The following is a 24,658-nucleotide window of genomic DNA, read 5'->3' as shown; positions in this document are numbered from 1 at the left end:
AGATGAATATATGGCATATTTGCATCTTTGAATTGAGGCGTATTCTTAAGATTCGATCTGTAGTGTTAAACCTGTTCATTTTGCCGTTGTTACTGATTTTTATATTGGGTACGGCACTTTCCAGTACGATGGGTACGGCGGAGGATGTTATTCCGGATACTGTACGTGTGGGAATCATCCATTTGAATACTGAATCTGGTGGAGGATCAAGTGCGGTTAATCAAGCACTGGATACATTCGTGAATTCCCCGGCGGTAGCTGAGATGGTCCAAGTGCAGAACTTTACGACAGAAGAAGAGGCAGTCCATTCGCTGCGTACCGGCAAGCTAGACTTTGCTGTAATGATTCCTTCGGATTTTGAGCAAAACGTGATGACGGGGAAAGAGGCCAGGTTACAGTGGATACGAGGAAAGGACAACACACTTAATACCTTGGGTGAAACTTTGTTCACACGTTTTACGGATGAATGGAACCGACATATGGCGATTACCAAAGTGCTCGGTCGGGAAGTGACTACTGCCATGGCCTCTGCTTCGGAGTCTGGTACGGCGAATTCCACCTCTATTGCTGTCACTAATCCCGGTAAGACAGGTACGGCGTATAGTGCCTCCCAATACTATGCAGCTTCCATGCTGGCGATGTTCATGTTGTACTCAGGCATGACAACAAGTACCAGCCTTTTTGGAGAGCGTGATAACAAAACGTTAATTCGCCTTCAGGCTGCGCCTATAGGCAATGGAGTTATTTTCGCTGGCAAAATTGCAGGTAATAGTCTGCTCGCTTTCTTACAAGCAACAACGATCATACTTATGACGTATTGGTTCTATGGTGTAGATTGGGGAACGCATCCTTGGTATATTGTGCTCACTTGTGTATGTATCACATTGGCATCAATGACCCTTGGCGTGATCGTGGCATTGGTATGCAAAAGCTCGGCATCGGCCAGCGCAACCATCCAAGGTATCATCGTTGCAATGACATTTATTAGCGGTGGGTTCACGCCCATTCCGATTGATTTTGTACAACGGATTAGCGAATTTACGGTTAACCACTGGGCGCTCCAAAGTTTTCTGAGAATGATGCTGGATGCACCTGTACGAGAGATTGTATATAGCATTCTGATGTTAGGCGTGGTATGCGCTGTATTACTGTTCATCTCAGGATTGATCTATAGAAAGGCAGGATACCGATATGAATAGTCTACACATCGCCTGGTTGATGATTAGACGTACACTTGGCCGTAAAATGGGCTTCATTACGTTTCTACTTCTGCCTTGCCTGGTGATTACAGGAGCGGTTGCTCTTTTTGGAAGCGAGCAGAGTGCACGTACTGTTATTCCCTATGTCAATGAGGATGGAGGGGTGGCAGGGACATGGATGATTCATGAACTTGCTGGCAAAGAGGAGTATCTGCTCAAGCCGATGAACAACCAAGCAGAAGTGAAGGAAGCCATCGCTCAGCAAAAAGGAAGTTCTGGCATCATCATTCCGGTACATTATACGGAGGATCTGTTACAAGGGAAGCCAACCGAAATTCAATTGGTGGAACTGCGTATAAGTGAAAGTTCCTATACCCTACGAGCAGCAGTTGAAGGTTTGACAAGCGGATTGTTACAATCTGCTTCAGCTGTTAAGGTGGCCGCAGGTCCTGTTTCAAGTGAGACTGACATACTATCGAGTACACATAAGCCATTTGAACAGCTTTTACAGGAGATAGGAAAACATCAGGTTGCTGGTGAAGTCACCGATCTGCAGATCTATCCCAAGCCAGGCCTGAACAATGTGACTGGATTTACGATTATGTTTATGATGGGGCTGCTGACGAGTGCAGTGGCTGTGATAATGGAAGATCGCAGGAAACGTACGATGGCCAGAGTATATACGGCACCCGTCCGTGCATATGAGATTGCGCTTGGTAATTTCCTCGGCAGCTTTGTCATTGGTATGATTCAGATTGTTCTGGTTTTGGGAGTCAGCAGGTGGCTGCTGCATTATGATGCCGGTATTCCTTTTGGCATTCATTTCATCATCTTGGCCGCATTTATGCTGGTCTCCATGGGGATCGCAAGTACCGTGGCAGGATTAATCCGTAATCCCAAAAATGCCAATATGCTGAATTCACTTGTCATTATGCCAACCTGCATGATAGGTGGTTGTTTCTGGCCGATCTCGTTGATGCCAGATTATATGCAAAAGCTCGCCAACTTCGTACCACAGAAATGGGCGATTCAGGCGGTGGAAACGATCTCTGCTGGCGGTACATTGTCGGATATCACATTGCCACTATTGATTTTGTTTGGCATGGCTGCTATTTTACTGACCGTAGGCTCTGCGATTCTACGCCCTAGCCAGCCAGGAGTAGAGGCATAAGGTAATACGACATAAAAGAAAGCACGCTCTGCTGAATTGAATTCAGTTAGAGCGTGCTTTCTTTGCATAAGGAATGATGCAATATGTGAGATATTGATGATTAAGGTTGGAGTTGCCGCAGGACCGTTATTTCAACCCGACGGTTCTTTTGTCTTCCGGCCGCTGTGGTGTTGTCACCCGTTGGGCGTGTATCCGCATATCCGGCATACTGGAAGCCGTCCGGGTTAAGCTTCTCTGTATCCAGAAAAAATCGTAATACAGACAGTGCGCGTTCTCCGGAAAGTTGCCAGTTGTCTTTGTAACTGGAGTTGGCCCCTACCGGAATATTGTCCGTATGTCCTTCGATGCTGACAACGGTATTCAGATCCCGAAACAGGCTGGCAAGTTTACTGAGCGTTGGTGCTGCACCGTCCTTTAGAGCGGCCTGGCCCTGATCAAACAGGAAGCGGTCACTGAGGGTAATGGATAGGCCCTGTGGCTTGTCCGCAACAAAAATCTGATTTTCCAGTTTATTATCCTCGATATATTGGGTAATCACATTGAACAGATTTTGCAATTCCTGCTCCTGTGATCTGAACTGTTCTTCCCGTTCTGTGAGGGGCTTGTCGTCATCATCTGGTGTTGCAGTCCCGGTATCGGAAGGGTTTCCTTCACCTTTTGAAGGATCTTCACCCTGCACCTCGGATGGTGGAGTCTCTGTAATCGTTTGACCGGGTTTCTCCCCGAGTCCCTCACCAAGCTCAAGGATAGAGTCGGACGCATTAAATGTATTTTGTAATGATTGAGTAACGACGTCATATTTACCGGAATCCAGATTGCTCATGGCGTACATGATGACAAAAAAGATCAAAAGCAGAGTTATGAGATCGGCATAAGTAATCATCCAGCGATCCCGATGATCGATAGTTTCACGTTTTCCGCGCCGTTTACTGCGCCGACTCATCCAATCCCTCCTTTGCTAGGGGGCGTATATGCTGACGATGCGTAAGGGTGAAAGACTCCAGTCTTTTGCGTACAAGCTGGGGATTCTCACCGTTCTGAATGGCAAGTACACCTTCGAGAAGCATTTCCATGGTCTGCACTTCATCGGCACCTCTGGATTTGATCTTGGAGGCAATGGGCAAAAAGATAAGATTGGCACTGGCGACCCCATACAGGGTTGCGGTAAAGGCAACAGCAATGGCAGGTCCGAGTCCGGTTGGATCGGTCAAACTGCCAAGTACCTGAATAAGTCCCATCACGGTTCCGATGATCCCCATGGTTGGAGCGTACCCACCAGCGGATTCGAATATTTTGGCGTAGCCCTCATGTTTTTGTTCAATCGAGTCGATCTCCATCTCCAGGATCTGGCGAACCACATCCTGATCCGTACCATCAACAACCATCTGAATCCCGTCTTGCAAAAATGGATGCGGATGATCCATAACCTTGCGTTCCAATGCAAGTACACCTGAGCGGCGTGCGATTGAAGACATCTCCACCAGTTCTTCGACCCATAAGCCTGATTCATTGTTGTTACGTCCAAAAGCCATACGCAGGGCAGCTGGAATCGTACGAAGGCGATGCGCCGGGAAACTGGCAACCACAGCAGCAATCGTTCCACCGAATACAATTAAAGCAGCCGTTTTTTGCAGGAGACCGGACAATTGGCCGCCTTCCCACAAAAAACCGCTAATGACTGCGGCAATTCCGGCAATAATACCGACAAGTGTCGCAATATCCATAAATTAACCCACTCCTATCTTCATTTCACGTTTGCATCACTAAAACGAACGAGGTATAATTAAACGGGAACAAATATTCCTATTACTATAAGTTTTCCCATATGAAAATTCGGGGAACTTCGACAATATATAGTGACTATTATTTTAGACGATAGGGTGAGATACGGCAATGAGCGATATTATAATGAGCGACAAAACGTTCGAAATCGAGTCAGAGTTTTCTCCCCAAGGTGATCAGCCTGCAGCCATTAAAGAATTGGTGAAGGGTGTTCAGGAGGGGAAGAGGTACCAGACACTGCTGGGTGCGACGGGTACGGGTAAGACGTTTACGATAGCCCAGACGATAGCCCAACTGCAACGTCCAACGCTGATTATTGCACACAACAAAACGTTGGCAGCGCAGCTTGCAAGTGAGTTCAAAGATTTTTTCCCTAATAACATGGTTGAGTATTTCGTCAGTTATTACGATTATTTTCAGCCAGAAGCATATATCCCGTCCTCCGATACGTATATCGAGAAGGATTCAAGTATTAATGAAGAGATCGACAAACTGCGGCACGCAGCGACGAGTTCGTTGTTTGAGCGCAGGGACGTCATCATTGTAGCGAGTGTTTCCTGCATTTATGGTTTGGGTTCACCGCACTCGTATTCAAGCATGTTGCTGTCACTTCGGGTAGGCATGGAGAAACCGCGCAATCAGATTTTGTCTCGTCTGGTAGAGATCCAGTATCAGCGGAACGATATTAACTTTGTGCGGGGTACGTTCCGTGTTCGTGGGGATGTTGTTGAGATTTTCCCTGCCTCCAAGGGCGAACATGCAATTCGGGTTGAGTTGTTTGGTGATGAGATCGAGAAAATTACGGAGATTGATGTGTTAACCGGAGAGCTCATTGGCGAACGTGAACATATTGCCATCTTCCCGGCGTCTCACTTCGTAACGCAAGAAGAGACGATGAAGGTTGCGCTGGTGAACATTGAGCGTGAACTGGAGGAGCGTCTTGAAGTGTTGCGTGAACAGGGGAAACTGCTGGAGGCTCAGCGACTGGAGCAGCGCACACGGTACGATATCGAGATGATGAAGGAAGTTGGATTCTGTTCGGGGATTGAGAACTATTCTGGTCCGCTGACTTTCCGCGAACGCGGTGATACGCCGTATACACTGATGGATTACTTCCCGGATGACATGTTGATCGTGGTCGATGAGTCTCACGTGACTTTGCCACAGATCCGTGCGATGTACAATGGTGACCAAGCGCGGAAGACAGTATTGGTTGAACATGGTTTCCGCCTGCCGTCAGCGCTGGATAATCGTCCCCTCAAATTCGAAGAGTTCGAAGGCAAGATGGATCAGATTATATATGTATCGGCCACACCGGGCCCGTATGAGATTGAGCATACCGATACGATGGTGCAACAGATTATCCGTCCAACCGGACTGCTTGATCCAATCATTGAACTGCGTCCAACGAAGGGACAGATCGATGACTTGATTGGTGAGATTAACGACCGGATTGCCAAAGACGAGCGTGTGTTGATTACAACATTAACCAAGAAGATGTCCGAGGACCTAACGGATTATCTGAAGGAAGTTGGAATCAAGGTTCGTTATCTGCACTCCGAGATCAAGACACTGGAACGGATGGCGATTTTACGTGATCTAAGGTTAGGCGTGTTCCATGTCCTGATCGGAATCAACTTGCTCCGGGAAGGTCTCGATCTGCCCGAAGTATCCCTCGTAGCTATACTGGATGCCGATAAGGAAGGATTCCTGCGTTCCGAACGCTCACTGATTCAAACGATTGGTCGTGCAGCACGGAACAGCGAGGGTCGCGTTATTCTATACGGCGACAAAGTGACGGATTCGATGGATAAAGCGATAAAGGAAACAGAACGTCGTCGTGCAATCCAGATCGAGTACAACGAGAAACATGGAATTACACCACAGACGATTCGCAAAAAAGTGCGTGATGTGATTGAGGCAACCAAAGTTGCCGAATCCAAGAAAGACTATCTCACGGGCGCAGCCGAGAAGATGTCGAAGAAAGATCGCCAGGCGCTTATTCAGCGCCTAGAGGTAGAGATGAAAGATGCAGCCAAAAACCTGCAGTTTGAGCGTGCTGCCGAGCTTCGCGATGCGTTGCTGGAACTTCGCGCTGAATAAGATACTGCTTACTCATATGCTCCAGTTAAGATGGATCTGTAACAAGAGAACGGCCAATTGGCCGTTCTCTTGTTGAGTAAGGAAATCGTTGATATCTACCGATAATAAGAGATGTTGAAATTTTGAATTCGGGTCTATACTGATAGAAATGTTGAAATTGGTTAAAAGGTTTATAGGAAAGCAATCGGGAGTCGTGTCCCCCTGAGAGTCAAGAGCGCCCCGGTGTTGACCTCGGAGCCGAGCCAAAGGCAATGGCGACCCTGTCGCGACCAAGGCGAAGCCGAGAGCGTCCCGCTCTTGACCTTGGAGCCGAGCCAAAGGCAATGGCGACCCTGTCGCGACCAAGGCGAAGCCGAGAGCGTCCCGCTCTTGACCTTGGAGCCGAGCCAAAGGCAATGGCGACCTGCCGCGATCAAGGCAAAGCCGAGAGCGTCCCGCTCTTGACCTTGGAGCCGAGCCAAAGGCAATGGCGACCTGTCGCGATCAAGGCGAAGCTGAGAGCGTCACTCTCTTGACCTTGGAGCCGAGCCAAAGGCAATGGCGACCCTGTCGCGATCAAGGCGAAGCCGAGAGCGTCCCGCTCTTGACCTTGGAGCCGAGCCAAAGGCAATGGCGACCTTGTCGCGAACGTGGCGAAGCCAAGAGCGTCACCTCGCAGTAGAGCGGTCGCATAAGGTTTCGGCAATGAGCCGGAACCTTATGCGGAGCCGCGGGCACACGACAACCCTTCACATAGCAAGACCCGACCCCTCACCGTTGCACCGCTTGTTTCGGGTGTCCAGAGGGCTGCGCCCTCTGGGGCCCTCCCTTGGAAGGGAGGGTTTGGGAGGGATCGAAAAGCCTTTATAAAGGTTTGGATTAACACACTGAGAGGATGAATACTATTGGCGAGCGATAACATTGTCATTAAAGGCGCACGAGCGCATAACCTGAAAAATATCGACATTACCATCCCGCGTGACCGCTTTGTTGTATTGACCGGCCTGAGTGGCTCAGGCAAGTCCTCGCTGGCTTTTGACACGATCTATGCCGAAGGACAGCGGCGTTATGTAGAATCATTGTCAGCTTACGCAAGGCAGTTTCTGGGACAGATGGAGAAACCGGATGTGGATTCCATCGAAGGATTATCTCCTGCCATTTCAATAGATCAGAAAACAACAAGTCGTAACCCGCGTTCCACAGTAGGAACCGTGACCGAAATTTATGATTATCTGCGTCTGTTATTTGCACGTGTGGGCCATCCACATTGTCCGGACCATGGCGTGGAGATCAGTTCCCAGACCGTAGAGCAAATGGTTGACCGTATTATGCAATACCCAGAGCGTACCCGGTTGCAGATTTTGGCACCCATTATCTCGGGCCGTAAGGGCGAGCATAAAAGTGTATTTGCTGATGTGTCCAAGCAGGGCTTTGTCCGTGTGCGGGTGAACGGGGAACTGCGTGACCTGTCAGAAGATATTCAATTGGAGAAAAATAAAAAGCATACGATTGAAGTCGTTGTTGACCGAATTGTCGTTAAAGATGATGTGCAGGCACGTCTGGCCGACTCTATTGAAACAGCACTTAATTTGTCCGGTGGACAACTCCTGGTGGACATTATGGGTGAAGAAGAGCTGCGATTCAGTTCTAACTTTGCCTGCCCGGTGTGTGGATTCAGTATTGAAGAGCTTGCACCACGGATGTTCTCATTTAACAGTCCGTTCGGTGCTTGCCCGGATTGTGATGGGTTAGGTGTCAAAATGATTGTTGACCCTGATCTGCTCGTACCGGATCGGACTAAGACCATCGAAGATGGTGCTTTTGATGCTTGGACAGGTGGAACGTCCACCTATTATCCGCAGTTCCTGAAGTCAGTATGTGAGCACTTCAACATTCCCCAAAATGTACCTGTCGAAGATCTGCCAGCTGAGCAGATGAACAAGTTGTTGCAGGGTACAGGTACGGAGAAAATCCGTTTCCGCTATGAGAATGATTTTGGACAACGGAAGGAAGCACTGGTTACCTTTGAAGGTATCGTGAATAACCTGGAGCGTCGTTATCGTGATACAGCATCTGAAGGTATCCGTGAATTTATTGAGGGTTACATGAGTGCGAAGCCTTGTGGTACATGTAAAGGTCAACGTCTGAAACGCGAGAGTCTTGCGGTTACGATTAATGATCACAACATGGCCTATGTGACTAGTTTGTCCATTGGTGAAGCTGGCCGATTCTTTGATACATTGGAATTGACGGAGAAAGAGCAGACGATTGCCAAACTGATTTTGAAAGAAATCAACAGCCGTCTCGGCTTCCTGGTGAATGTTGGTCTGGATTACCTTACACTGAGTCGTGCTGCCGGAACATTGTCCGGTGGGGAAGCTCAGCGGATCAGACTGGCTACACAGATCGGTTCCAGCCTGATGGGTGTACTGTATATTCTGGATGAGCCAAGTATCGGTCTGCATCAACGGGATAATGACCGTCTGATCTCAACGCTTGCGCACATGCGCGACATTGGTAACACGTTGATCGTGGTTGAACATGATGAGGATACGATGATGGCTGCCGACTATATTATTGATATTGGCCCAGGTGCAGGTATCCACGGGGGTACCATCATGTCACAGGGTACACCGGAGGAGATCATGAATGATGAGAACTCCTTAACCGGTCAATATCTGAGTGGACGCAAATTCATTCCGATTCGTACAGAACGTAGAAGTGTAGGAGACCGTTGGTTGGAAGTACGTGGAGCCAAAGAAAATAACCTAAAGAATCTGAATGTGAAGATTCCTGTAGGTGTATTTACCGCGGTAACGGGTGTGTCAGGTTCTGGTAAATCCACATTAATCAATGAGATCCTGTACAAAACGCTGGCACGTGATTTGAACCGTGCTCGGGTACGTCCGGGTCAGCATAAAGAAATTCGCGGTCTGGAACATATCGATAAAGTCATCGATATTGACCAGTCACCAATCGGACGGACACCACGTTCCAACCCGGCTACGTATACAGGAGTCTTTGATGATATCCGGGATCTGTTTGCTCAGACGAACGAAGCCAAAGTACGTGGATACAAGAAAGGCCGATTCAGCTTCAATATCAAAGGTGGACGTTGTGAAGCCTGCCGTGGAGACGGTATTATCAAAATCGAGATGCACTTCTTGCCGGACGTTTATGTTCCTTGTGAAGTCTGCAAAGGCAAACGATACAACCGGGAAACGCTTGAAGTGAAATATAAAAACAGAAATATTTCCGATGTGCTGGAAATGACGGTTGAAGATGCAACCCAATTCTTTGAGAACATTCCGAAGATCCATCGTAAAATGCAGACACTGATGGATGTGGGCTTGGGTTATATCAACCTTGGACAACCTGCAACCACATTGTCTGGTGGTGAAGCCCAGCGGGTGAAGCTTGCTTCCGAGCTGTATCGCCGCAGTACAGGGAAAACCATCTACATCCTCGATGAACCGACTACCGGTTTGCATGTCGATGATATCGACCGTTTGCTGAACGTATTGCACCGACTGGTTGATTCCGGGGAATCGGTGTTGGTGATTGAGCATAACTTGGATGTGATCAAAACAGCAGACTATGTTGTTGATCTGGGGCCGGAAGGCGGTAGTGGTGGAGGAACCATTGTTGCAACCGGAACCCCTGAGGATATCATCAAAGTGGAAGCTTCCTACACAGGCAAGTACTTGAAGCCGGTTCTGGAGCGGGATACCGAGCGGAGCAAGGCACTGCAATTGGTGGACTAAGGTCCTCTAACCAGTAGTTATATCAATAGCAACCGGAACCCCTGAGGATATCATCAAAGTGGAAGCTTCCTACACAGGCAAGTACTTGAAGCCGGTTCTGGAGCGGGATACCGAGCGGAGCAAGGCACTGCAATTGGTGGACTAAGGTCCTCTAACCAGTAGTTATATCAATATGAAGTGGCATTATTGGCCCTTCTTTTCGAAAAGGTTGAGACGTTAGATTACGATCTGATGTGCTCTGCTTCCGAGAAGAAGGGCTTTTTAATTTTGAATTATGCACCGTTTTTCTTCGGACTAAAGTTATTTCGTGAAAGTGTTTACATATGCATGATGACGAGCAATACAGGAATATTCGGCCAAATTGGCTTTTTTTCATTTTTATGGATGATAGGGCTTGCATTACAAGCAGGGTACAGATAACATAGAGGAAGATATTAGGGTATGCGTTAGCTGTTCAACTATGGTAAGGAGGTCTGTCTATCCATGCTGTTTGCAGAAGCTGCCACGGCGAGTACATCGAATTTTAATGCATTTGATATTTTTGTCATCTTATTTACGATCCTGATTTTCATCGGAGTTGTTCGGCTTCTTCGGGCACCGAAGAAAAATCTGTTTGCGATCGGATTTGCAGTAGTCAGCCTACTGGTATTTCTGATGACAGACTATGCGATGATAACAGGTTGGTTTGCTCAGTAGGAACGCCGCAGAATTTAAATGGAATTTAAGCCAAAGAGGTAGAGACGAACACTTTCCAGAGAGACATGGAGGGTGTTTTTTTCGTTTATATCGAGCGATAGAACAAGATTCTACCTTCTCTACTAAAATAGGACTTAAAACAATTGTATATCCAGATTCTGTATGATACATTGAGGGATACCGGAATTGCAGATGAGAGAAAGAGAGAATAGATTCAGCTATGAATCCGATGTCGAGTCGCGCAAGAAGGATGTATAGAGAGGGTCAGGTGAGAATATGAGCGTGTTGGGTAAAAAGGGGATAGCCATACTGATGGCTGCTGTACTCTCGATTAGTGTAGCGGCAACGGCCGGTGCAGCTGAATCCAAAGCGGCGATGCAAGCGAAAGTGGTAGACGGTCAAGTCTATGTGAACACCAAGGATCTGCTCAAGGCAGTTGGTGGAAGTGGACAATATGATGCCAAATCAGGAACGTACACGTACAAGGGAAGTGAAGCCATTCCCAAAGTGATCGAAAAGGTATCTCCTTCGGTCGTAGGCATTATTGGGAAATCTACCGAAGTGCAGGACGGTGCAACATCAGACGACCGTTATAATCTTGCACATGGTACAGGTGTCATTATCCGGTCGAACGGATGGATTGTAACGAATGCTCACGTGGTCGACGGATTAACGAATCCGGTTGTCGTAACGACGGATGGCAATACATACAAAATTACGAAAACATACAGTGATGCACTAAGTGATCTGGCGCTAATCAAAATCAATGCTAAATCACTCAAACCGGCGAGCTTCGCCAAAGCTTCACAAACCACTGTTGGAGAAACGGTGATTGCCTTGGGTACGCCGATTTCCTTTTCTTTGCGCAACTCGGCAACGGTAGGGGTAATTAGCGGCTTGAATCGTGGTGTTGAGGCGACCTACCGGTTGATTCAGACCGACACGGCGATTAACCCAGGAAATAGCGGAGGACCGCTGGTCAACCTGAAGGGTGAAGTGGTTGGTATCAACTCGATGAAATTCTCTGCGGTAGGCGTAGAGAGTTTGGGATTTTCGATTCCAGTGGATACCGTTCAATATATCATCGATCAGTTTTTTAAATATGGAAAAATAAAACGTGCAAGTCTGGGGCTACAACTTGAAGAAAGCTGGTCTGCGATTGTGGGCCTGCCTACAGATGATCCCTTAACGATTACGGGTGTACTGTCTCCTGAAGCCAAGAAAGCCAAAATCAAAGAGGGCGATGTCCTTTACAGTGTCGCGGGCACACGTGTCTCTTCAGTAGTGGATATCAATGAGTTGCTCAAAAAGTATCTGCCTGGACAAAAGGTAAAGCTGTTGATGCAATCGGATGGCGATATCGTCACCCGCACGTTAATGCTTGCTGATCGCGCAGACATCGTAGACGAGGAAGATGAAGCGTTCCTTGCAGATGAAGAACAATAAAGCCCGGCGATCAGCCCGGATGGAGAGAGGACGAAAGAACGGAATGAAAAAGTCATGGGTACGTGTGCTAAGCACAGGTGTATTAACCGGGATGCTGACCATTGGCGCAGCATTGCCTGTATGGGCATCTGATTTGACGACAAGTGAACTACGTGTCAAAGCGGGTAGCACGAGCGCCTACATTAACGGCGATAAGCAGGCCATAGCCAAACCTTACAAGTTCAAGGGTGTAACGATGGTACCTGTCGGTGTATTCAAGAAAGCATTTGGCAGTGAAATCCGGCTGGAGAAAAATGATGTTGTCAAAATCAAGGAAGGCCCGCACACTGTGACTCTAACGATTGGCAGTTCAATTGCCTGGGTGGATGGTGTAAAACATGAGATGGGTGCCGTTCCCAAGATGGTGAATGGCGTACTTATGGTTCCACTTCGTCCGGTTGCTGCCGGTATCGGAGCGACGCTAGCTCCAACCAGTTCCGGAGAAATGGTCATTCGTCTGTTGCAAACCGATGATTCGGTGGATGACGAGGATGGCATTCATCCGGACGAAGGCAAAACCAGAATCGGCAACAGTTTTTACGGTTGGTCCATTAACTACCCGGCAGACCTTATGGTTTTCCAGACCGGTGAGCAGGAGCGCATGATAACTTTTGGCGCTGCGGACAACAGTTATTATCTTGAAGTGTATGTCAGCGATCAGGATGTGGCTCTGGATGCGGATGATTTGTTGCAGCAACTTGTTCAGGAGGCCAAACAATCGGGAGATACGGTGCTGGATCGTGAAGCGGTGTCGAAAGGCAAAACGCCTTATGCACGGATTATCGTGAAAGATGTAGACGGGATGTTATGGGAGATGCGACAGTATCTGAGCGAAGGTCGTCAATATGATGTGTACCTCGCGGATTACGAAGCCCTGAATTATAAAGATCTGGGCAAACGTGCAGCGCTGCTCAATTCATTCCAGCCAACCTATGCGGAATCGGATCGAACGATCAAGGATCTGTCCACCGTAGATGATGGCATGCGCTCCGCATGGAACGATGACTATGGTATTGAATTGAAGATTCCTGCCGGCTGGTCAATCGACAACAATCAGATGATCTATGAAGCCAAAGATGGTGCATATCTGCAATGGCGTGTCACATCGGCGAAGGCAGGTACAACAGTAAAAGACTGGAGCGGCCAACTGGATAAGTGGATGCGCGAGACATTTACACCAGATAGTTACGAGCCAATTGGTTCATATACGATGGATATCTCGGGAGAGACTGCCGAGGTGAATGAATTCCGTTATAACTTTGGCGGGGGCTGGCAGACCGAGTTCGATGTTCTTTTGCAGAAGAATGGGTATCGATATTATGCAGAGTATACGTTCCCTGAGGAGCAGGTTGCAGATCGGGCATGGTTTGAACGGATTATGAAAAGTGTGGAGATTGATTTTGATACGGTTGCCGATAATTTCGGTCAGCTGGATGAAGATCCTTATTTGACAGACAAAACGAAGACACTTACACGTACGTCCAAACGTTATAAATACAGTGTAGATATTCCGCGTTACTGGACGCCGTATAGTGATCGATTCGAATATTCACCTGTGGTGTACACCTTTACCGGCGGAGAATTCTCCATTGCGGCGAGCGAAGACAAGTCGATCGAGATGACGGTCAGCCAACTGAGAGAAGCTTATGCAGAAGCCACCAAAACCCGTAAGAACTTCAAGTTGCTTGGCAGTGAGGAGCTGACGTTTGCGGGTGTGCCTGCATTTTCCTTCACGTATCATGAAATGGACAAAGGCGTGCCATATGCGGGTCGCCAGATCGTATTTGAAAAGGACGGAACAACCTATACGATCACAAGTGGGCTGAATGATGCCAACAAGACAGAAGTTCAGGCGGCAGCCTTGGAAAAAGCAGTGAACTCATTTACTTTTATTAAATAATTGTAGTAGAGCCGGAGGGTCAAAAGACCTTTCGGCTTATTTGTTTTCTGTATAAGATAAATTAAAATATTTACACCGGTACTGCAATCGGAGTGTCTAGTGTAAATCTTAATGGAAATGAAAATGGTAAACGGTTTTTTCAGGAAAACGTAGAAGAGTCGGTGCAGAAGTGGTACACTATACTAGTTCAGGAGTTATGACTGCTGATCTGATGATTATGAATGACTGTAAGCTTGGAGTTCAGGCAATACAGACATAATAGATAGATATTGTAATACCGTGACAATGCAGGTGTACCCGATAAGGTGCAGTCTTAGGCTTAGTATGTTCAGGTGTTTAAGGATATAGGGACGAAATCCGGCGGATAGCCGGTTATGGGGAGGATCTACATGAAAACAGCAACAATACGAAGAGAAGACGTTGAACTTCTGGCACCTGCTGGTGACTGGGATTGTATGCGTTCGGCGGTAGCTAATGGCGCAGATGCAATTTTCTTCGGAGTCGAAAAGTTTAATGCACGGGCACGGGCGAACAATTTCCGCATGGACGAGCTGCCGGAGATTATGGCGTTTTTGCACAGTTATGGCGTAAAAGGTTTTCTGACCTTTAATATATTGATTTTTGAAAATGAATTGACGGATGCCAAAGAACTGATTGATGCATGTGTCGATGCAGGTGTGGACGCTGTAATTGTTCAGGATTTGGGTTTGGTGAAGATGATCCGCGAGATCTCGCCGGATTTCCCGATTCACGGTTCAACACAGATGACGATTACGTCACCGGAAGCGGTTGAGTTTACGAAGCCGTTTGATATGGAACGTGTCGTTCTGGGACGGGAGAACAACCTGAAGCAGATCCAGAAGATCGGGGAGCAGGCGAAGCTTCCAATGGAAGTATTTGTTCACGGTGCATTGTGTGTATCCTACTCGGGGCAATGTCTTACTTCCGAAATGTGGGGAGGACGTTCGGCGAACCGCGGGGAGTGCGCACAAGCTTGTCGTCTGCCATACGACCTGATGGTGGATGGGGTGCACAAACCGATGGGTGATGTAGCTTATCTGTTGTCTCCAAAGGATCTAGCAGCGATTGATCTGATGCCGGAACTGATCGAAGCAGGAGTAACCTCTTTCAAAATTGAAGGACGTCTCAAAACGCCGGAATACGTAGCAAACGTAGTAAGCAAATATCGTAAAGCGATTGACCGTTATTTTGATGGAGATAACACACCGCCAAGTAAGGAAGAAGTTCGCGAATTGCAGCAAAGCTTCTCCCGTGGATTCACGCATGGTTTCCTGAGCGGTACAAACAATAAAGAACTGGTGGATGGAACATTTCCGAAAAGCCGTGGTGTCTATCTTGGTCGTGTAGATCAAGTGTTGCGTGATGGTGTGGTCCTGAAGCTGGATGCACCTGTGAAACGTGGAGACGGGATTGTATTTGACGCTGGAGACCCGACTCAGAAGGAAGAAGGCGGACGGGTATACGATGTACGTCGCAAAGGCGTAAAACTCGAAGGCGAAGCCGAAGAGGGCTGGATCGTTGACGTTGTGCCAGGCCGCAGTGACGTGGATCTGCGCCGCGTGAAAGTTGGCGACAAAGTGTGGAAAACAAATGACCCGGCGTTGGACAAACGTCTGCGTCAAAGCTTCGAGACCGAGAAGCCATACCGCGTATTCCCGGTGAAGGTGAAAGTCATCGGCAGCCCGGGGCAGCCGCTTAGCACGTGGTGGACAGACGTGCAGAAAGGCACAACCGTCCGGATTGATTCCGAGATGGAACTGGACATCGCGCAGAAGCGTCCAATGACACATGAATTGCTCGAAGAGCAGTTCGGACGTCTGGGAGGCACCGTATTCCAGTTGGAAGGAATGGACGTCAATCTGCACGGTGACGTCATCATCCCGATGCGCGAGTTGAATAACATTCGCCGTCAGGCGGTTGAACAACTCGCGGGTGAACGTCCTAAACCACCCGTCTACGTGAAACGGGCGGTAGATGTGTACGGCGATTCGGTTAAACCAGCATCGCCAGTCGCTCGCGGTCAAGCAGAGCTGACCGCGCTCTGTCGCAGCCTGCCACAAGTGGAGGCAGCGATTGAAGCAGGAATCGGCATGATCTATGCCGACTTCGAGTTTATCAAGCAGTTCCCGGCAGCCGTGGAAGCTGTGCATGCCGCTGGTCGCAAGATCGCGCTGGCAACACCGCGTATTCATATGCCAGGGGAGAACGGATATCATAACAACATCCTGCGTCTGAAGCCGGATGCAGTATTGGTACGTAATACAGGAGCACTGTACTTCTACCTTCGTCACCGGATGGAAAACCCGGATGCGAAGCACCCGGAACTGATCGGTGACTTCTCATTGAACATCGCCAATCACAAAGCAGTAGAATTGTTCCTGGAAGCCGGATGTGACTGGATTACCCCATCCTATGATTTGAACATTCAACAAATGGTTGATTTGCTGGGCCACTCCCGTACAAGTCAGACCGAAGTGGTTATCCATCAGCATCTGCCGATGTTCCACACGGAGCACTGTGTATATTGTACGTTCATGAGTGAAGGAACGGACTTCACGAACTGTGGACGTCCTTGTGAGGAACAGCGTGCATCACTGCAAGACCGGATCGGTATGTCCCACCCGGTGCGTGTGGATGAAGGCTGCCGTAATACGGTATACAACGCAGTGGAGCAGTCAGGTGCCGAGTATCTGACCAACTTTATGGATCTGGGTGTATCCCGTTACCGTGTGGAGTTCTTGGAAGAGACACCAGAGCAGGTACGCGAAGTAATTGATCTGTACAACCGTGCACTGCGTGGTGAGATCAGTGGTACACAAGTGTGGAAAACACTCAAAGCAACGAACCAACTGGGCGTTACACGTGGTCAATTGGTGAAATAAACAGATTGTATGGTACAACAACAGTTACAAGCATGAAGGAACCCCAATCTCTGCTTCAAGGAGCTCTTGGGGTTTTTTTTACATCATGACACAGGAGGCGAAGAAGCGTGGCGCCATTCACAATTATGGATATCAAATTGCTGTGCGGGGTCACAGCATTCAAGCGCGGAGAAGATTATAACCAATCTGGCAGGGTGACCAATCTGGTGGTTAGTGAGGATCAGCTTCATTATGAAGCACAGGTACGTGGATCGGAGCGCTATCAGGTGACGGTGGATATAGATGGATCAGGTGAGGTTGTGGCAGGCTGCAGTTGTCCGGGGGATGGCAGGCATTATGACTATTGCAAACATGTCGCTGCTGTCCTGTTGGCTATTCACGAATGGGGTGAGCAGCAGGAGCGTAATGCCACGATTGCTTCTGGGAAGCCTCCTCAACCTGCTACAGGACAAGGAACTGGTTTCAGCTCAGGTTCCAAGTCCAGGGTCGGGACACTGGTCGAAGAGAGCATGTGGGAGCGCCCCCAGTCTGCTTCACAACGAGAGCAACTGAATGATGCTCCAAAGCGTCCTCCGGTTCATTTTGCCCAGGCAGGTCGTCCAAGCTCAGCTTCGGGGTGGGGGCGCTCGGCAGATAAACCTTCTTACCGTACGGCGGATCAGATTCTGTCCATGTTTGCCAAGGATCGGAGACCGCTGCATGAAAATGATCGTAAATACACGGCCCCTGTCAGCCGTTCCTCACTGCGGGAAGAATTGCAGGTTCAGTTTATATGCAAGCTGATACAGGTTCATAAGGGTGGAGGGAAACTTGCTCTTGAACTGAAAGTGGGTAACAAACGTCTGTATGTGGTGCAGAAAGTGAAACAATTCCTGAACTGCATCGAAAAGGGCGAGCCAATGTCATTCACCAAACTGTTCCACTATGATCCATTAATGCATGTGTTCACTCCGCAGGATCAGGCCATTCTCTCGATGCTTATTCGAATGAGACAGAGTGAGGAGGCCTATCGCCAATCCATCTCCGGTTATCTTGGAGCTTCGGACGGACGGGATATACTGATTGCTCCGCTCGTATGGAAGCCATTGCTGGAATTGCTGCTACAGGCCGACAGTCGGATGGAGGGTACAGGATTTGCCAATGGACCACTCACACTGGGTGAGGGGGTACTTCCTTTATTTTACCGGATCGCCCAGGGAGCGAATGAAGGATATCAGCTTGAAATTTCCGGACTGCGTGAGCTGATTCTTCTTCCTGCTTATGATGCCGCTGTGGTGGAAGGACAGTTACATATGTTGGAGCCGATGCAGATGCGAAGTCTGGAGGACTTGAGTGGAGCACTCACTTCATATGGAATCAAGGAAAGCATTGATATTTCGACTCAGCAGGTGGATGAGTTTGTACAGCATGTCGTGCCAGAACTGCGTACGCTTGGGCATTTGTCCATTGATTCGCAGGTGCGTGAACAGATAGCGGAACCAGAACTTTCACCAAAGCTGTACATCGACTTCTATCGTGAGCGTATTACAGCACGTCTGGAATTCGACTATGAGGTCATGGTTATTAATCCGCTTGCAGAGTATTTAATAGACGAAGAAGAAAAAAAGGTTATTTTGGTGCGTGACCGATACAAAGAGCGGAATCTGATTGAACGGCTTGATCGATCCTTTCTCGAAAGGGATGGTAGTGTCTGGGCTAGTGAACGGGAAGATGCCATCTATGATGTCATGTATCATCTGGTGCCTGAACTTGAGAAACAGGTAGACATCTACATGCCGAACGCCGTGAAGGCGATGGTGCAATCCTATCCAACACCGCCGAAAGTACGAGCAGATTTGGGAAGAGGATTGGACTGGCTGGAGATTTCATTCGAGATGGAAGGTGTGGACGAGCAGGAGCTTCAGGAACTCATGCGTCGCATTGTGGAAAAGAAACCATATTTCCGTCTCAAGAGCGGTGTCTTTCTCTCACTTGAAAATGAAGGTGCAGATAGCTTCGCTCATATGGCCGATTCACTCGGACTGGGAGCGGATGACATCAAGAGCAGCCATATCCGGCTACCAGCGGTTCGGGCGTTACAATTGCCGGGCAGGGATGAAGTTTCCGGTCATGTGAAGTGGGGAGGTTCTCTGAAACGTTTCCTCGATGACCTTCGAGATCCTGAGCGGATGGATTTTGCATTACCAAAAGCGTTGACCCCCATTTTGCGGGATTATCAGAATAGCGGATACCAGTGGCTACGTACCCTCGCTTATTATCGTTTTGGCGGCATTCTGGCGGATGATATGGGACTTGGCAAAACGTTGCAAAGCATCGCCTATATCACAGCGGTTCTTCAAGAGAAGCCTGAGTACAACATTGACCATACGGGCGGTGATAAATACCGGGAGAGCGGATCATTACGGGGTGGTGAAACGTTGGCGACTTTTGACATCGATCCCGAAACTGGGCTCCCATTGGACAAGATGGCTTCAGAGAATACGGATGGCTTATGGTCTACGATGCAGCAGGATGGACTGACAATCCGAACGAGGGTCATTCATCCCCCGGTACTTGTCGTTGCGCCTGCCTCGCTGACTTACAACTGGGCTAATGAGTTTGCGCGGTTCGCCCCGCATCTGAACGTACTGATTGCCGCAGGTCAGAAAGAAGAGCGAGCCAATATGCTTTCTGGCATGGATGAGGCAGATGTAATTGTGACGTCGTATCCTCTGTTGCGACGGGATTTGGACACCTACCTGGGCCGAACCTTCCATACGCTAATTCTGGATGAAGCTCAGGCGATCAAAAATGCTTCTTCCCAGACCGCGCAGGCAGTGAAACAAATTCAGGCGCCGCGTCGTTTTGCACTCACAGGAACGCCTGTAGAGAACTCGCTGGATGAATTGTGGTCTATTTTTGAAGCCGTATTCCCTGGGTTGTTTCCAAGTTACAGAAGATTCCGCGACCTTCCTCCGGAACGGATCTCGCGGATGGTGCGTCCATTTATTCTGCGTCGCCTGAAGAAGGATGTGCTGGAAGAATTGCCGGATCGCATTGAAACGGTACAGCGGTCAGAGCTCACGGTTGAACAGAAGAAACTGTACGCCGCATACCTCTCTCAACTTCAGGATGAAGCATCGAAGGACATGGAGGATAACGGATTCCAGAAGAATCGTATCAAAATTCTGGCTGGCATCACGCGTTTGCGTCAGTTGTGTTGTCATCCAGCACTCTTTGTTGAAGGGTATCAAGGCGATTCTGGGAAAATGGAACAGCTGCTCGAAACGGTCGAGGATTGTTTGGCGGCAGGCAAACGTATTCTTATCTTCTCCCAATTTGCGAGTATGTTGAACCTGATTCGGCAGACGCTCGCAGCACAGGGAAGAAATCTGTTCTACTTGGATGGTCAGACCCCTGCACAGAGCCGTGTTGAGATGTGCCGCAGATTTAACGAGGGCGAAGCTGAACTGTTCCTGATTTCCCTGAAGGCTGGAGGAACAGGGCTAAACTTAACGGGTGCAGATACCGTTATATTATATGATCTGTGGTGGAATCCCGCGGTGGAAGAACAAGCCATTGGCCGTGCCCATCGCATGGGACAGAAACAAGTGGTGCAAGTCATTCGTTTAGTTACCGAAGGTACAATCGAAGAGAAGATTTTGGAGCTCCAGCAGCGGAAGAAGGACTTGATTGCCGAAGTAATTGAACCGGGAGACGGGGGATCGACGACCTTATCCGAACAGGATATCCGCGAATTGTTAATGGTATAATGGAGTCCAAGCATCCTAGCAATAAGAATCATTAAATATATGAATCTATACAAGATGGACTAATCATTTACATGATAACGGAGAGGACAGAAATAACCTGAAAAAGCGAAGCGTTCGCCTAAAAGCTTTCTGAAAGAAAGCTGCATCGGAAGCATACGCTATCCCCGGATTTTCCCCTTTAAAAAAGGGAATGAAAAAATCTGGGGGTAACAGCGATTGGAAGGTTGTTCTGTCATCGTAGTGTCAGTGTAAATAATCTTTAGTTCAACTTATCTAGCAAAAGGAGTGGGTTCGTGTGCGTATTCGCAAAGCGATTATTCCAGCTGCAGGGCTGGGTACCCGGTTTCTGCCTGCCACCAAGGCGATGCCTAAGGAAATGCTGCCCATCGTGGACAAGCCAACGATCCAGTATATTATTGAAGAAGCCGTAGCTTCAGGCATTGAAGATATCATTATTGTGACAGGTAAAGGGAAGCGGGCTATTGAAGATCACTTCGACTATTCATTCGAGCTGGAGCAGAATCTCGCGGACAAACAGAAGTGGGACTTGCTTAACGAAGTACGCAAACCCTCCGAGATGGCAGATATCCATTATATCCGTCAAAAGGAACCGAAGGGACTTGGTCACGCCATCTGGTGCGCCCGCAAGTTTATCGGCAACGAGCCTTTTGCCGTCCTGTTAGGGGATGACATTGTGGAAGCCGACCATCCCTGCCTGAAGCAGATGATCGATGTCTACGATGAACTGCAATCTCCGATCGTTGGTGTACAGCCTGTTGATTGGAGCGAGGTATCCCGCTACGGGATTGTAGACGGAGAATTGCTGACTCCTTCCGATGATCGTGTCTTTCGCGCGCGCCGCTTAATTGAGAAACCAAAGACTGAAGAATCCCCTTCGAACCTTGCTATTATGGGACGTTATATTCTTACACCAGATATCTTCGAGATACTAGGTCAACAATCGGCTGGCGTTGGGGGGGAAATTCAGCTCACGGATGCCTTGTCCCGATTGAATGAACAGCGGCAGATTCTCGCATATCATTTTGACGGACTACGCCATGATGTTGGTGAGAAGTTGGGCTTTATTGAGACATCGATTCACTACGCGTTGCAGCGCCCGGATCTACGGACAGATCTCTTAAAGTATTTGGAACAGGTCGTAAAGGATCAATAAATGGTTTTCCGCATGCCCTTGAAGTCCAGCCGAAGAATGATATCGCGGCTGGACTTTAATTTATTTTATGGAAGAGTAAATATGAGGGTTATACAGGCCAATGAACAAACACTTACCCGACACTTTACATATACATAGTCAATATGAAGAAATGATGTTAACAGCAAAACGGAGGGATGTCATGAAGGTACTTCCGCTGTTTATGGATGGCGCTGCCATCTTGGAACCCAAGGTTTATGGTGATCACCGTGGATATTTTATGGAGAGTTATAATGAGCAGGTTCTGCATGAACAGGGAATACAGCACGTCTTTATTCAGGACAATCAATCCTTATCGGCTGAAGCGGGTGTTCTCCGTGGGCTTCATTACCAGCTCCAGCCCAAAGCACAGACTAAATTGGTGAGGGTTATATCAGGGGCTATATATGATGTGATTGTGGATGTCCGCACGTCATCCCCTACCTTTGGCCAATGGAAAAGTGTCATTCTAAGTGAGTACAACCAGCGGCAACTGCTTGTTCCTCAAGGATTTGCTCATGGTTTCTGCACCTTGGTGCCTCATTCCCAGGTAACTTATAAGGTAGACGCCTATTATTCGCCTGAACATGACCGTGGAATTCTGTGGAACGATCCTGCGCTCGCCATTGATTGGCCTGTGACGAAACCTATATTATCGGAGAAGGATCAGAAGCATCCTTTACTGAAAGATGCTGAACTGAACTTCGACTAATTAATCAGACTTTTCAGATACTTCTGTATCTGGAGGCAGAGGGAGAGAGACAGCATGAAACTACTGGTTACGGGTGGGGCCGGATTTATCGGCAGCAACTTTGTATTATATATGCTTCGTGAACATCCGAGTTATGAGATTATCAATGTGGATGCATTAACGTATGCGGGGAACTTGGAGAACTTGCATACAGTAGAGTCCAATCCCCAATATACCTTCATCAAAGCAGATATTGCAGATGTACAGCAGATGGAAGCTGTTTTTTCCCAAGGCATTGATGTGGTTGTGAATTTCGCTGCCGAGTCTCATGTGGATCGAAGTATTCTGTCCCCGGATATCTTTGTGCGTACCAATGTGATGGGTACTCAGGTTCTATTGGATGCGGCAAAGAAATATCAAGTCACCAAATTTGTTCAGGTATCGACAGATGAGGTATATGGATCACTAGGTGCAACAGGTTTATTTACTGAAGAAACCCCTCTGATGCCTAACAGTCCTTACTCTGCAAGTAAAGCTGGCGGGGATCTGCTCGTAAGAGCCTATCATGAAACGTTTGGACTTCCTGTAAATATTACACGTTGCTCTAATAACTACGGACCTTTTCAGTTCCCGGAGAAACTGATTCCGCTGATTATATCCCGTGCATTAAATGATGAAGCCATTCCAGTATATGGTGACGGGCTCAATATTCGCGACTGGCTTTATGTCGAGGATCACTGCAGCGCGATTGATTTGGTGATTCATAATGGACAATCTGGAGAGGTATACAACATTGGAGGTAGTAATGAACGTACTAATATATACATTGTGGAGAGCGTATTGGAGCAACTGGGTAAACCTGCGAGTTTGATTCAATATGTACAGGATCGGTTGGGTCATGACCGACGTTACGGTATAGATCCTACCAAGATACGTACAGAGCTCGGCTGGCAACCTGCACACAATTTTGAGACAGGGATCAAGGAGACGATCCAATGGTATCTGAAACATCAAGATTGGTGGACGAGAATTCAATCAGGCACGTATCAGGACTATGTTCAGCTTCAGTATGGTAAGCGGATGGGTGATTCGTCCAAATGAACTATAGAGTTATGGTGACTGGCGCGGCGGGACAGCTGGGTTATGATGTAGTGAAGACCTTCAAAGCAGAGGGTCATCAGGTATTGGCCTGTGACAAGAACCAGATGGATATTACCGATCAACAGCAGTGCACAGATATGATTAAGACCTTCCGACCCCACATCATAATTCACTGCGCTGCTTACACAGCGGTCGATCAGGCTGAGGTAGATGAGGATACAGCATACGAAATCAATGCATCAGGTACTAGAAATATTGCGGTTGCCGCCGAGAGTGTGAAAGCAAAGCTGGTATATATCAGTACGGATTATGTATTTGATGGGAGTGGTAGTACACCATACCGAGAATACGATGTAACGAATCCGCAGAGTGTTTATGGCAAGTCGAAGCTTGCTGGGGAACGGCTGGTTCAAAGTTTGTGCACGCAATGGTTTATCATCCGAACATCATGGGTGTTTGGCATGTATGGCAGTAATTTTGTCAAAACCATGCTGGAACTTATGGCGAAACGTCCACAATTGCAAGTTGTTCATGACCAACAAGGTTCGCCTACCTATACGGTGGATCTTGCCCGATTCATTCATACCCTTTCTACGAGTGAAAAGTATGGCATCTATCATGCCTCCAATTCAGGAACTTGCACATGGTACGAGTTTGCACAGGCAATAAGAGAGGAAGCCGGTAAACAGAGTGGGTTCGAGCCGACAGCCGAACTTACGCCATGCACAACCGATCAGTTTCCGCGGCCAGCCCCTCGTCCTGCATACTCGGTGATGGATCATCTGGCGATTCGAACGAACGGTTTGGAACCTCTGAGACCTTGGCGTGAGGCGCTGATTGCATTTTTGAAAGAGTTGAGTGTACTGCAAAAGGACTGAGCATGTCGATGGACCTTACTTTATTCCCACAGTCTATCCACCATTTAACAGCCGCCTCGGGC

The 24,658-nt window shown here is 48.1% G+C and carries 15 protein-coding genes; 13 read left to right on the top strand and 2 right to left on the bottom strand.

Annotation, left to right across the window (positions count from 1 at the left end; genetic code table 11):
* Window positions 1–2: 2 nt before the first annotated feature.
* Window positions 3–1,199 (top strand): ABC transporter permease, encoded by a 1,197-nt coding sequence (locus NZ043_RS06020; RefSeq protein WP_339310994.1) that lies wholly within the window; start codon window positions 3–5, stop codon window positions 1,197–1,199.
* On the top strand, window positions 1,192–2,370 hold the full coding sequence (locus NZ043_RS06015) for an ABC transporter permease (RefSeq protein WP_091036438.1): 1,179 nt from the start codon (window positions 1,192–1,194) through the stop codon (window positions 2,368–2,370). The genes NZ043_RS06020 and NZ043_RS06015 overlap by 8 nt, the downstream gene beginning before the upstream one ends.
* A 100-nt stretch (window positions 2,371–2,470) precedes the next feature.
* Here the strand turns inward: NZ043_RS06015 and NZ043_RS06010 are convergent, their stop codons facing one another.
* Both NZ043_RS06010 and NZ043_RS06005 read right to left on the bottom strand, forming a co-directional pair.
* Entirely contained in the window at window positions 2,471–3,313 is an 843-nt protein-coding gene (locus NZ043_RS06010) for a flagellar motor protein MotB (protein WP_339310992.1), read from the bottom strand.
* The gene (locus tag NZ043_RS06005; protein WP_339310990.1) at window positions 3,297–4,094 is read right to left on the bottom strand and encodes a flagellar motor protein; all 798 of its coding nucleotides are present in this window, start codon (window positions 4,092–4,094) and stop codon (window positions 3,297–3,299) included. The genes NZ043_RS06010 and NZ043_RS06005 overlap by 17 nt, the downstream gene beginning before the upstream one ends.
* A gap of 169 nt (window positions 4,095–4,263) precedes the next feature.
* Here NZ043_RS06005 and uvrB point away from each other — a divergent pair, with 169 nt between their 5' ends.
* The 11 genes from uvrB to rfbD all read left to right on the top strand — a co-directional run bounded on the left by uvrB (window position 4,264) and on the right by rfbD (window position 24,596).
* The gene (gene uvrB, locus NZ043_RS06000; RefSeq protein WP_091013102.1) at window positions 4,264–6,255 is read left to right on the top strand and encodes an excinuclease ABC subunit UvrB; all 1,992 of its coding nucleotides are present in this window, start codon (window positions 4,264–4,266) and stop codon (window positions 6,253–6,255) included.
* Between the two features lie 884 nt (window positions 6,256–7,139).
* Complete coding sequence (gene uvrA / locus NZ043_RS05995) at window positions 7,140–9,998, top strand: excinuclease ABC subunit UvrA (protein WP_091036448.1); 2,859 nt, start codon at window positions 7,140–7,142, stop codon at window positions 9,996–9,998.
* 483 nt (window positions 9,999–10,481) lie between these two features.
* Entirely contained in the window at window positions 10,482–10,694 is a 213-nt protein-coding gene (locus tag NZ043_RS05990; RefSeq protein WP_017692026.1) for a hypothetical protein, read from the top strand.
* Between the two features lie 276 nt (window positions 10,695–10,970).
* Window positions 10,971–12,140 (top strand): trypsin-like peptidase domain-containing protein, encoded by a 1,170-nt coding sequence (locus NZ043_RS05985; RefSeq protein WP_339310987.1) that lies wholly within the window; start codon window positions 10,971–10,973, stop codon window positions 12,138–12,140.
* A gap of 43 nt (window positions 12,141–12,183) precedes the next feature.
* Entirely contained in the window at window positions 12,184–14,079 is a 1,896-nt protein-coding gene (locus NZ043_RS05980) for a stalk domain-containing protein (protein WP_339310985.1), read from the top strand.
* A 389-nt stretch (window positions 14,080–14,468) separates the two neighbouring features.
* A complete protein-coding gene (locus NZ043_RS05975) occupies window positions 14,469–16,982 on the top strand; it encodes a U32 family peptidase (protein ID WP_017692029.1) in 2,514 nt (837 codons plus the stop codon).
* A 107-nt stretch (window positions 16,983–17,089) separates the two neighbouring features.
* Window positions 17,090–20,734: a DEAD/DEAH box helicase gene (locus tag NZ043_RS05970; protein ID WP_133386051.1), complete on the top strand. Its 3,645-nt coding sequence runs from the start codon at window positions 17,090–17,092 to the stop codon at window positions 20,732–20,734.
* Window positions 20,735–21,029: 295 nt separating this feature from the next.
* Complete coding sequence (galU, locus tag NZ043_RS05965; protein WP_133386050.1) at window positions 21,030–21,908, top strand: UTP--glucose-1-phosphate uridylyltransferase GalU; 879 nt, start codon at window positions 21,030–21,032, stop codon at window positions 21,906–21,908.
* A 181-nt stretch (window positions 21,909–22,089) separates the two neighbouring features.
* Window positions 22,090–22,638 (top strand): dTDP-4-dehydrorhamnose 3,5-epimerase, encoded by a 549-nt coding sequence (gene rfbC / locus NZ043_RS05960; RefSeq protein WP_091036460.1) that lies wholly within the window; start codon window positions 22,090–22,092, stop codon window positions 22,636–22,638.
* Between the two features lie 54 nt (window positions 22,639–22,692).
* A complete protein-coding gene (gene rfbB / locus NZ043_RS05955; protein ID WP_091036462.1) occupies window positions 22,693–23,718 on the top strand; it encodes a dTDP-glucose 4,6-dehydratase in 1,026 nt (341 codons plus the stop codon).
* Window positions 23,715–24,596: a dTDP-4-dehydrorhamnose reductase gene (gene rfbD / locus NZ043_RS05950; RefSeq protein WP_133386049.1), complete on the top strand. Its 882-nt coding sequence runs from the start codon at window positions 23,715–23,717 to the stop codon at window positions 24,594–24,596. The genes rfbB and rfbD overlap by 4 nt, the downstream gene beginning before the upstream one ends.
* The last annotated feature ends 62 nt before the right edge of the window (window positions 24,597–24,658 follow it).

Origin of the sequence: Paenibacillus sp. FSL k6-2145, assembly GCF_037976585.1 — a bacterium.
In the GTDB taxonomy this organism is placed as follows: Bacteria; Bacillota; Bacilli; order Paenibacillales; family Paenibacillaceae; genus Paenibacillus.
Note: the sequence above shows the minus strand (reverse complement) of the source record. Positions and strands in the feature narration are given on the sequence as shown.